The sequence below is a fragment of the Sphingomonas sp. genome, assembly GCF_035944535.1.
Lineage (GTDB): Bacteria > Pseudomonadota > Alphaproteobacteria > Sphingomonadales > Sphingomonadaceae > Sphingomonas_B.
Window position 1 is genome coordinate 419,357 of sequence record NZ_DASZBC010000006.1, and the last position, 10,178, is coordinate 429,534.

General features: G+C 66.5%; 10 protein-coding genes. 7 read left to right on the plus strand and 3 right to left on the minus strand.

Going from position 1 to position 10,178, the window contains the following annotated elements; genetic code table 11:
• Positions 1 to 10: 10 nt before the first annotated feature.
• The 3 genes from VGT77_RS06895 to VGT77_RS06905 all read left to right on the plus strand — a co-directional run bounded on the left by VGT77_RS06895 (position 11) and on the right by VGT77_RS06905 (position 3,003).
• Positions 11 to 787 carry a type III pantothenate kinase gene (locus VGT77_RS06895; protein WP_327460931.1) on the plus strand — a complete coding sequence of 259 codons (777 nt, stop codon included), beginning with the start codon at positions 11 to 13 and terminating at the stop codon, positions 785 to 787.
• A 124-nt stretch (positions 788 to 911) separates the two neighbouring features.
• Entirely contained in the window at positions 912 to 2,552 is a 1,641-nt protein-coding gene (locus tag VGT77_RS06900) for a ribonuclease J (RefSeq protein WP_327460879.1), read from the plus strand.
• A 181-nt stretch (positions 2,553 to 2,733) separates the two neighbouring features.
• A complete protein-coding gene (locus VGT77_RS06905; protein ID WP_327460881.1) occupies positions 2,734 to 3,003 on the plus strand; it encodes a DUF1467 family protein in 270 nt (89 codons plus the stop codon).
• On the opposite strand, the gene VGT77_RS06910 is transcribed toward VGT77_RS06905, so the two are convergent.
• On the minus strand, positions 3,004 to 5,268 hold the full coding sequence (locus tag VGT77_RS06910) for a hypothetical protein (RefSeq protein ID WP_327460882.1): 2,265 nt from the start codon (positions 5,266 to 5,268) through the stop codon (positions 3,004 to 3,006).
• 84 nt (positions 5,269 to 5,352) lie between these two features.
• Here VGT77_RS06910 and VGT77_RS06915 point away from each other — a divergent pair, with 84 nt between their 5' ends.
• Positions 5,353 to 5,646, plus strand: coding sequence for an Hpt domain-containing protein (locus tag VGT77_RS06915; protein ID WP_327460884.1), 294 nt, complete (start codon positions 5,353 to 5,355; stop codon positions 5,644 to 5,646).
• Positions 5,647 to 5,702: 56 nt separating this feature from the next.
• Positions 5,703 to 6,881, plus strand: a complete 1,179-nt coding sequence (locus VGT77_RS06920) for a hypothetical protein (RefSeq protein ID WP_327460886.1) — start codon at positions 5,703 to 5,705, stop codon at positions 6,879 to 6,881.
• On the opposite strand, the gene VGT77_RS06925 is transcribed toward VGT77_RS06920, so the two are convergent.
• Positions 6,872 to 7,159: a hypothetical protein gene (locus tag VGT77_RS06925; protein ID WP_327460888.1), complete on the minus strand. Its 288-nt coding sequence runs from the start codon at positions 7,157 to 7,159 to the stop codon at positions 6,872 to 6,874. The genes VGT77_RS06920 and VGT77_RS06925 overlap by 10 nt on opposite strands.
• 108 nt (positions 7,160 to 7,267) lie before the next feature.
• Here VGT77_RS06925 and VGT77_RS06930 point away from each other — a divergent pair, with 108 nt between their 5' ends.
• On the plus strand, positions 7,268 to 7,732 hold the full coding sequence (locus VGT77_RS06930; protein ID WP_327460890.1) for a DUF6766 family protein: 465 nt from the start codon (positions 7,268 to 7,270) through the stop codon (positions 7,730 to 7,732).
• Positions 7,733 to 7,773: 41 nt separating this feature from the next.
• On the plus strand, positions 7,774 to 9,222 hold the full coding sequence (locus VGT77_RS06935; RefSeq protein ID WP_327460892.1) for a M48 family metalloprotease: 1,449 nt from the start codon (positions 7,774 to 7,776) through the stop codon (positions 9,220 to 9,222).
• Between the two features lie 37 nt (positions 9,223 to 9,259).
• Here VGT77_RS06935 and VGT77_RS06940 read toward each other — a convergent pair whose 3' ends face one another.
• Positions 9,260 to 9,799 (minus strand): hypothetical protein, encoded by a 540-nt coding sequence (locus tag VGT77_RS06940; RefSeq protein WP_327460893.1) that lies wholly within the window; start codon positions 9,797 to 9,799, stop codon positions 9,260 to 9,262.
• Positions 9,800 to 10,178: the final 379 nt, after the last annotated feature.

Sequence of the window (10,178 nt, forward strand, 5' to 3'; positions counted from 1 at the left end):
AGAATGAATGATGCTGCTCGCGGTCGATGCGGGAAACACCAATGTCGTCTTCGCGTTAGTCGAAGGCGGCGGCATTCGGGCGCGCTGGCGGATCGCGACCGATCCCAGGCGCACGGGCGATGAATATGCCGTCTGGATAACGCAGCTGCTGACCCTGGAGGGGCTGGAGCGCTCGGCAATAGACCGGGTGATCATCTCGACCGTCGTGCCTCGCGCTCTGCACAACCTGGAAGTGCTTTCGACCAAATATTTCGGCGTCACGCCGCTGATCGCGGGGCGGGCGCCGGTCGAGTGGGGCATGGACCTCGACGTCGACGAGCCGCAGAATCTCGGCGCCGACCGGGCGGTCAACGCGATCGCGGCGCACGCGCTGCACGAAGGCGACCTGATCGTCGTCGATTTCGGCACCGCGACGACCATCGACTGGATCGATTATCGGGGCGCCTATAAGGGCGGGATCATCGCGCCGGGCATCAACCTCTCGCTCGATGCGCTGGTCAACGCCGCCGCCAAGCTGCCCCGCATCGCGATCGAAGCGCCGGCGACCAACTCGGTCGTCGGCCGCAACACCGTCGATCAGATGAACATCGGCATCTATTGGGGCTATGTCGCGCTGATCGAAGGGCTGATCGCGCGCATGAAGACGGAGATTGGCCGTTCGGCCAAGGTAATCGCCACCGGCGGCCTCGCCGTGCTGTTCGAGCGTCATACGACCGTCTTCGATGCGGTCGAGCATGATCTGACGTTGCGTGGGCTGGCGATGCTGGCGGAGCGTGTAAAAGCCTAGCTGCTCACCTATATGATCGTCATGCCGAGCTCGGTTCGGCATAAGGCCTCCACCGCTCCGCAGGAGGACAGTTTATCCTGAAACAAGTTCAGGATGACGGTGTTTGCCGCTTTCAAGGATTGTAATGACTCCCGGTAAAGAACTTCTCTTCCTCGCGCTCGGCGGTTCGGGCGAGATCGGCATGAACGTCAACCTTTATGGGTGTGACGGCAAATGGGTGATGGTGGATTGCGGCATCACCTTCGCAGACCCCGCCTATCCCGGCATCGACCTGATCCTGCCGGACATGAGCTTCATCGAGGAGCGGCTGGACGATCTGCTCGGCATCGTGCTGACTCATGGTCATGAGGACCATATCGGTGCGCTGCCCTACCTCGCCGCCGATCTCGGTGTGCCGCTTTACGCCACGCCGTTCACCGCTGGCCTGATCCGCGGCAAATTGGAGGAGGAGGGCGTCAGCGAGCAGGTGAAGCTGCACGTAATCGACCGCGAGCACGGCCAGTTTCATCTGGGGCCGTTCGGCTTCGAATATGTGCCGCTCGCCCACTCGATCCCCGAGGGCAATGCGCTGCTGATCCAGACGCCTTACGGCAATGTCTTCCACACCGGCGACTGGAAGCTGGACGAGGAGCCGCTGCTCGGCACGCCGTCCACAGCCGCCGAGCTTGAGGAGATCGGCGACAAGGGCGTGCTGGCGCTCGTCTGCGACTCGACCAACGTGTTCAACGACGAAGCTTCGGGCTCTGAAGCCGCGGTGCGCGAGGGGTTGGACGCGGTGATCGGCGAAGCGACGGGACGGGTGCTCGTCACCACCTTCGCGTCGAACGCGGCCCGACTGCAGACCCTTGGTCAGGTTGCGGCGGACACTGGACGACGCATCTGCGTCGCGGGCCGCTCGCTCGACCGCATCCTGCGGGTCGCGAAGAGCGTCGGCTATCTCCGCGACTTTCCGGAGCCGGTCGACTTCGAGACGGCGATGAAGCTGCCGCCGCGCGAAGTGCTGATCGTGGCCACGGGCGGGCAGGGTGAAGCGCGCGCCGCGCTGGGCCGGATTGCGTTCGACCAGCACCCGATCAAACTCTCGGAAGGGGACCTCGTCGTCTTCTCGTCCAAGCAGATCCCGGGCAATGAAATGGCCATCGGCCGCATCCAGAACGCGCTTGCCGCCAAGAACATCAGGATGATCACCGACCGCCAGGCGCACGTGCACGTCTCCGGCCATCCGGGCCGGCCCGAACTCGCGCTGATGTACAAGTGGATCCGGCCCGAGATCATCCTGCCTGTCCATGGGGAGCGCCGGCACATGGCCGAGCAGGCGCGCTTCGCCGAGGAACAAGGCGTGCCGCGCTCGGTCGTGCAGGAAAACGGCACGGTGCTGCGGCTGAGCCCCGATGGCCCGAAGGTGATCGGGCAGGAGCGCGCCGGACGGCTGGTGCTCGACGGCGATGTGATCCTGCCGGCGGACGGTGCGACGATCAACGAACGCCGACGGATCGCCGCCTATGGCCAGATGTCGGTTGCGGTGGCGCTCGATGGCGGCGGTCGGCTGAAGGGCGAGCCCGAAGTGCGGCTGCAAGGCATCCCGGTCGAAGAGGACAAGGAAGACTTCCTTGCCGATGCGCGCGACGCAGCCGCGGACGCGGCTCGCGCCGGCGGCAAGGACGACGAGAAGCTTCGCGAGGCCATCCGCCTGGCGGTACGCCGCACGGCGGTCGAATGGACCGGCAAGAAGCCGATCGTCGACGTGCTGTTGCTGCGGGTTTAGAGCGTGATCACCTTGGCTTGCTGACCTTTGCGGCGTCGGCCCGGACTCGATCCGGGCCTTGGCTTCTTCAGCGATAACGGCGACCCCCTCCGACACGAAAAGCCTAGCCCCGGATCAAGCCCGGGGCGACGAATAAAGGGCGCTTCTACCTAAACAGATCATGCTCTAGGACCTAGCCGCTATGCGCTGGACCTCTATCCTCGCCATCTATCTGCTGTTCTGGGCGCTGTCGGTGTTCCTGGTGCTCCCCTTTGGCGTCCGCACGCATGAGGAAGCGGGCGCCGAGCGCATTCCTGGCCAGGCCGACAGCGCGCCGCACCAGTTCAGCATCGGACGCCTGGCGCTCCGCACCACGATCGTGTCGGCGATCCTGTTCACGCTCTACTATGCAAACTATGTCAACGGCTGGATCGGCCCCGCCGATCTCGACTTCTTCACGCCCGAGAGTTGATCACGTCCGCAGCCGCTCGATCGCCTGGGCGAGGGCTACATAGAGCTTACCCATATCGGACGAGAGCAGGGTCACCGCCACCTGGCTGCCGTCGCGCGTGGCAAGGACGTTGCGCAGCATCGCCTCGAAGTCGTGGATGTAGCGATTGACTTGCTCCCGAAACTCCGGGTCGCTGTCATAATGGGTGAGGATGGCGCGGCTCTCGCTCGTCTCCAGCAGCCGCACGGCACGGCGCGTGAACACACCCTTGTCGCCCTTCAGATAGGCGGCCCAGGCGGTGTCCGTCACCTCGTTGGACAGGATCTTGGCAACGTCGATGGCGGTCGAGTTGAGCGCTTCCATCAGCAGTGAGGCGCGCCGCGAGAAGCTCTCGCGATTGGCGGTATCGGCCTGCTCGCGCGCCTGCTCCACCCGCGCCTCGAGCGCGGCGGCACCTTGCGAAACCTGCGCCATCTGGTCCTGAAGCATCGCGGCGGCCGCATTTGCCGCAGCGACCGCGCGCTCGGCCGCGTCGGCAACGGCCAGCACCTGCTTCTCGACCCGAGCGGCGACTACTTCCTCCAGCGCCTGGTCGGCGGCATGGCCGATCGACGCCGCCGCCTGCGGGACGATCCGCTCGAACGTCTCACGCGCGCGCTCGGCGGCTTGCGACGCGGCGTCGCGGACACGGAGCATCACGTCAATCAGCTGCGGCCCCGAGCCGTCCGCAACCGCCGCCATCTGACCATGAGCGGAGTCGAGCGCTTCGGACAGCTCGGCGACGCTGCGCCGGCCGGATTGAAGCTGCCGGTCGGCTGCCTGACCGAAAATCTCGATCGCCTCGCGCTGCTGCTGGAGAAGTTTTTCGGTCTGGGCGAGCCGGTCGAGCGCGGCGGTGGCGCCGCTTTCGATCTCGCTCATCGCCGGCCGCATCGCCTGGATGCGTTCCTGGCTGGCCGCCGCATAGCCGTCGAGCCGGCCAAGGGCGGCGGGCAAAGTCTCATCGATCTCCCGCGCACTCGCATCGAGTGCCGTCAGTAGTGCCTCGCTGCGGCCGATGAAGCCGTCGGCCGCGTCCCCGGCGCTCGCCAGCGCGCCCGAAAGCCGTTCGGCATGATCGCCCAGCGCCTGCACCGCGCCGGCGAGCCTTTCTGTGCGGGTGCCGCCATCCTGATCGAGCCGCGCCAGCCGCTCCTCGACATCCGCTAGCCCGGTCGAAAGCTTTTCGACCAAGGCGCCGCCCGTGGTGTCGTGCTTCGAGATCGAACGGCCGATCGCATCGATTTCGGTGCCGATCGCCTCGAGACGCGAGGAAAGGGCAGACATCACCTCGGTCCCCGTCGTATCGAGCGCAGCCCGTGACTGGTCGACCAGCGCCAGCATCGCCGAACCCTGCGCCTCGACGCTCCGCCGCGCTTCCTCGAGCGCTTCGGCCGCGCGGGCCAGCGACGCCTGCACGGACGCGTTCATCTGCTCGGCCGTCACGTCGAGCTGCGCGCGCGCCGCCTCGGTCGTGCCCTCGATCCGCGCGAGATGGGCGGCCAGCCGCTGCGCCGCGCCGCTCGCGACTTCGTCCGCCTCACGGCCGCGCGCGAGCAGTGCGGACAACTGCGCCTCAAGCGCGCCGGCCTGGGTCAGCGCCGCGCTACCGGCGGCGTCGAGCGCGATGGCGATGCTGCCCGTCTGTTCCTGCGCCTTGGGCAAGGCGGCCAGCAAAAGGTCGAGTTCCTTGCTCGCCCTGTCCGCCGACTGGACCAGCGTGTCGGCGTGGCGGTCGAGCGCCTCGCCGTCGCTGCGGAAGCCTGACGCGATGGTGGCGAGCCGGGCGGCTGCTTCCTCGCCGATCTGGGTCAGCTGGACCGCCTGGTCGGACAGCGCCTCGCGGTTCGCATCGATTCGCGCGGTCAGCTCGGCGACCTTGTTCTCCAGCCGCGCGGATTCGGCGCGCATCCCTTGAGCGGTGGACAGGAAGCGCGTCGCCTCGCGCCGGCTGGTGCGCAGCGCGAGCAGCCCGATTACGCCCAACAGGGCAAGCGGCGCACTCGCGGTTCCCACAAAGACGGCGATATCGGCCAGCGTCTGTTCGCGCGTGACCAAAGTCCACACCGCAAAGCCGATCCACGCCAGCGAAGCCAGCGCCAGCAGGATCGGGATCACTCGGTCGGCGCCGCTCCGCACGCTCGGTTCGTCATAGTCCGGCTCTGGGACGGCAGGCGTCACGTCTTCCTCGATCAGATCGTCTTGCGGTTCGGGTCTGAGCCCGACGATGTTGCTGCCCCCGGTCATGCGGCGGAGCATAACAGCTTTTGCCCCCGTGAGAACAAGCTGGAGGTTACCGGCCCTTAAGGAATTCGGGGATAAGCTGCGGCCATGTCCTTCGAACAAGCCCTCAACACCACGCTCGCCGCCGCTCTTGGCGATGATCAGGACCTTGTCTTCGAACTGCGCGGCGCCTTTGTCGAAAGCGCCGAGCGGCACTGCCGGGCCATGGCGGACGCCGGCGATGAAGGTGCGTGGCGCGATGCCGCGCTGCGGCTGAAGGGCCTGGCCGCGAGCTTCGGCGCCAGCGGCTTGATGGAACAGGCGAGCCAGGCGGCCGCCGGACGGCGCGATCCTCAGCTTCTAGCCGAGATCCGCGGCGCGGTCGCCATTCTCTCGCTCTGATCCCGCTTTTGCCCGCGCGATTTAGCGCTTAAGCCCGGCCCGATGCGGGGCCAATCATGCTGACCGGACTGATCGTCGCCGGCGAAGAGGCGTCGGACGGCTCCTGTTTGCGCGCCGAGCTGCCGATCGCCGGGCAAACGGTGCTGGAGCACCAGGGCAGGCTGCTCGTCGAAGCGGGCGCGGCTCGGATCATGATCGTCGCCGAGCGGCTGACCCCGCTGCTCACCCAGGCAAGCGCGCGGTTGCGGCGCGACGGGATCTCGGTCGAGCTCGTGCGTCAGGTCGATGACGTGGCGCAGCGCGTCCGGCCCGAGGAAAAGCTGCTGCTGCTTGCCGACGGCGTGGTCACCGACCTGAGTGCGGCCGAACGGCTTCTCGCCGGCGCCGCCCCCTCCATCCTGGTGCTTCCCGATGCGGCGGAGACCCGCGGATGGGAGCTGATCGACGCCAGCGCCCGCTGGGCCGGACTGTTGCTCGCGGATGGCGAGCTCGTCCGTCGCACAGCCCGCATGCTCGGCGAATGGGAGCTGCAGTCGACCTTGCTGAGGAACGCGATCCAGTCCGGCGCCGAGCGGGTGCCTGTCCAGGGCATCGCCATTCTCGCGCGGGTGGAAGATGGGGGCGCAGCGCAGTTGGTGGAACAGGCGATCAGCCGCGGCGCGACGCGGCGCCCGACCGGGCTTGTCGACCGCTATGTCTTCGATCCTCTCGCGCGGCTGCTCGCCCCCAAGGCAATGGGCGCCATGGTCGATCCCGGTCTGCTCCGCACCGGCTCGGCGGCCTTGCTGATGTTGGCCGCCCTGCTGCTGGTTGGCGGCTGGCGCTGGCCGGCACTCATCCTGGCACTGCTTTCAGGGCCGCTCGACACGCTCGGCCGGCACCTTGGTGCGCTTAGCCTCAGATTGCGCCGGGATCGGGAGCGGTCCCGCCAGCTCCGTCTTGCGGCGGCCGGAGCCGCCCAGCTGGCGCTGGGCTGGAACCTGCGCGAGTTCGGCTGGGGCAGCGTGGCCATGGCGGCCGCCACGCTGGGCTTTATGACCGCGCTGCTGGAGCATCAGCGTTGGATCGGCAAGCCGACGCCGCGCCCGCTATGGCTCGCGGAAACCGACCTCCTGATCTGGCTGTTGCTTCCCTTCGGCCTTGCCGGCTGGTGGACGGCGGGATTGGCGGTGCAGACGCTGGCCGCTTTTGGGTCATTGATCGCCGTGCAGAGGCTGACCCGCCGTCAGTCCTGAAGCGGGCGCGCTTCGCCAACCGGCTCTTCGCCCGCGAACAGGCGGTCGAGCCGGCACTGGAGGTTGGCCCGGAAATGTTCCTGCGGGATCGACTTGGGGCGCGTCAGGCAGATTTCATTGGCGATCGCGTCCTTGATCCGCTCGACCGCCGTATCTTGGAGCACGCCGGCACGCCTTAACTCGACCGACAACTGGATCAGCCCGACCGTCGTCGCCTGCGCGCGCATGCCGACCAGATCAATCAGGTCGTGCAGCCGCTTATCCTCGGCATAGCCCATGGCTCGCTCCCCTTAGCGAACAGGATGATAAGACTGCCGCAGCCTTGGTTGCAATCGGAACTCACGCTGCCCCGTCCTCGTTCCTCATCCGGAACAAAGGAGGCGCATGTGCGGATCGGTTTCTTCAAACGCTATGGCTATGCCTGGCTCACTATTGCGTTCTTCCTGGTATCCTTGATCTTGCACCTTCACTTCGGATGGGTCGCCTTCCAAGAGGACGCGGCGGAACATCGCCAGGCGCCGGTTTATTCATCCTTTCTGACCGAATGGGCTCGTGATCTATTTGAGAACTGGCAGTCCGAGTTCCTGCAGTTGCTGTGGCAGGTCGTTGGCCTTGCCTACTTTCTTTATATCGGCTCCCCCTCATCCAAGGAGAATGACGACCGGCTGGAAGCGAAAATCGACGCGCTCATCCGGATCAATGGTGGCGAGCAGGGCAGCCGGCTGATCGAGGAACTGGACGAGCTCTATGCCCGCACCCACGGCCATTCCGACCCCTTCGCCCACTCCCAGCAGCAGGCGCGCCGCGCCGGCGAGGGTGTCGCCCATGTAGCCATACGGACGCAGGGCTGAAGCCCTTGTCAGGCGACCGCTTGCGCTCACATAGCCGACCCATGCCGATCTCCTCCCGCTTGCTGCCCACGCTGGCCGCTTCCGCACTCCTTCTCGGCTCATGCGGAGGCGCACCCGAAGGGCAGGTGGGCATTTCCGAAGCGGACCGTGCGTACGGCGAGGAACAGCATCCCCGCCTGCTTGCGGAGTTCGGCGGAGCCTATGGCGGGCCCGAGTCCCGCTATGTTGCCGCACTGGGCGAGAAGATGGCGCAAGCAGCCGGCTTGGGCGGGCAGTGCGTCTTCACGCTGGTCAACACCGACGTGGTTAATGCCTTTGCGGTACCGGGCTGCTATATCTACGTGACGCGTGGCCTCTTCGCGATCGTCACTAGCGAAGCCGAACTCGCTTCCGTGCTGGGCCACGAAATCGGTCATATCGTCGGTGCCCATTCGCGGCGGCAGGAGCGGCGTTCCATCTGGCGGACCCTGGGCGTGATCGCGGTCAGCCTGACCGGCTCCGAGCAGCTGACCCGTCTCGCAAGCCAGGCCGCACAATATTTCACCCTCCGCTATTCGCGCGGGCAGGAATATGAGTCGGACGCGCTCGGCATCCGTTATCTGGAGGCCGCCGGCTACGACCCGCACGCCGCGTCCGACATGCTCGCCGCCCTGGGACGTCAGGACCGCTATCTTACCAGTACCAGCGGCCGCGACGAGGCCAGCGCCATCCCTGAATGGGCGCGCAGCCACCCGCTGACCGAAAACCGCATTGCCCGCGCCCGAGATCTGGCGAGGGAAGTCATATCAGACACGAATGCGCTGCCCGAGAACGAGGCGGCTTATCTGAGCGAAGTCGACGGCCTGCTCTATGGCGACGATCCGGAGCAGGGCTTCGTGTTCGGACGCAGCTTCGCCCATCCGGTGATGCGCATCGCCTTCACCGCACCGCCGGGATTCACGCTGACCAACAGCCCGCAAGCGATCATGCTGACCGGACCGAGCGGCTTACGCGGCGAGTTTGGCGGCGCGGCGATGCCGGAAGGACGGCTGGATCTCTACGCGCAGGCGCTGATCCGGCAGATCGTCGGCCAGGGCGAGGCCCAGGCAAGCGTGTCGCAGGCGGTGGTCAACGGACTGCCGGCGATCTTCGTGCAGCTGCAGCTGGCCGCCCAGCAGGGCGTCGTCCCGATCAGCATCGCCACCTATGACGGCGGCAACGGCCAAGCCTATCACTTCGCGGTGCTGTCACCCCCGGCCGAACCCAGCCTGGCACTGATCGCCGATCTGTTCCGATCCTTCCGCCGCCTGTCGCCGGAAGAGGCGGCGCGGCTGCGTCCCCGCATCATCCGCACCGTAGCAGCCGCGCCCGGCGATACGATCGAAACTCTCGCTGCACGGATGGCCGATGCGCATCCTCGTGAGCTGTTCCTGCTGCTGAATGGAAAAACTGCTGGCGACCGGCTGCAGCCCGGCGAGCCGCTCAAGATCGTGACGCTCGCCGGCAGGTGAGGGGCGGGGCACCCGCGCGGGGTGCCCCGATTGGTCGTCAATAAGCTGCGGCGGTCGACCGCGCCCGCGTGGAGCTGTGACCGCCATAGCGGTAGAGAATGTCTTCCGCGGCTTCGCGGCTGATGCCCGCGTCGCGCGGATCGACCGAGACAAAAATGCCGCCTTGCTTGATGCGGTCGCCATAATAGGCCGCATCTTCCTTGCTGACGCCATGCTTATGGAGCGCTTCGTTGAGGCCGCCGGCTGCCGCGCCGACCGCAGCGCCGATGCCCATCGCTTCCGGCACCGCCGACGCCGCGATCGCGCCGACCGCTGCGAGCGGACCGACGCCCGGAATGGCGAGCGCCGCGACCCCGAGTCCGGCACCCAGCGCGCCGCCGCCGATCAGGCCGCGAATGATGCTGCCATGCTTGTCATGCTCGGTGGTATGGCCGTCGCTCGTCTCGGTGGTCTTGCCGTCGCGCTGCGCGATCACGGATAGGGCACTCTCGCGCACACCGGCGCGGCGCAGTTCGTTCAGGGCGCGCTCGGCTTCGTCATAATCATCGAACACGGCGGAAACGACGGAGTTGTTCATCGATGCTCTCCTGGAAAGGGGCCTTACATGGCCGGAGAGCAGAACGGATGGAGCTGTGGGCCGTTCCTTGCAAAGCAGTGGTGGCGGAGAGAGTGTCCGTCTTACTAACCGATCTATGAGGCTGATTTCCTTTGATTGTTTTCAGGTAATCTAGCCCACCCCCACACTGTTCCCCACAGCGAAGCTTCGTCACCCTTTCCGATGGCCAAAAACGGCACCGGTCGCGAATGTCCGCTTTCGACCCTTAGCGGACATCCGCAGACTCCGCTCAGAAGCAGTATCTGCTCGCCAGAAGAGAAGCCGAAGAGGCTTCCAGGACGGAGCGGCATTGAACCGCAACCGTAGCGGTCGAAAGCTCAGGCGGCGGCAGCGCGGGGGC

Excerpts from the sequence above, each read along its gene's own strand:
- VGT77_RS06935 (WP_327460892.1), top strand. The coding sequence starts at position 7,774 with ATGCCGATCTCCTCCCGCTTGCTGCCCACGCTGGCCGCTTCCGCACTC.
- VGT77_RS06925 (WP_327460888.1), bottom strand. The coding sequence starts at position 7,159 with ATGGGCTATGCCGAGGATAAGCGGCTGCACGACCTGATTGATCTGGTC.
- VGT77_RS06900 (WP_327460879.1), top strand. The coding sequence starts at position 912 with ATGACTCCCGGTAAAGAACTTCTCTTCCTCGCGCTCGGCGGTTCGGGC.
- VGT77_RS06910 (WP_327460882.1), bottom strand. The coding sequence starts at position 5,268 with ATGACCGGGGGCAGCAACATCGTCGGGCTCAGACCCGAACCGCAAGAC.
- VGT77_RS06895 (WP_327460931.1), top strand. The coding sequence starts at position 11 with ATGCTGCTCGCGGTCGATGCGGGAAACACCAATGTCGTCTTCGCGTTA.
- VGT77_RS06940 (WP_327460893.1), bottom strand. The coding sequence starts at position 9,799 with ATGAACAACTCCGTCGTTTCCGCCGTGTTCGATGATTATGACGAAGCC.
- VGT77_RS06915 (WP_327460884.1), top strand. The coding sequence starts at position 5,353 with ATGTCCTTCGAACAAGCCCTCAACACCACGCTCGCCGCCGCTCTTGGC.
- VGT77_RS06920 (WP_327460886.1), top strand. The coding sequence starts at position 5,703 with ATGCTGACCGGACTGATCGTCGCCGGCGAAGAGGCGTCGGACGGCTCC.
- VGT77_RS06905 (WP_327460881.1), top strand. The coding sequence starts at position 2,734 with ATGCGCTGGACCTCTATCCTCGCCATCTATCTGCTGTTCTGGGCGCTG.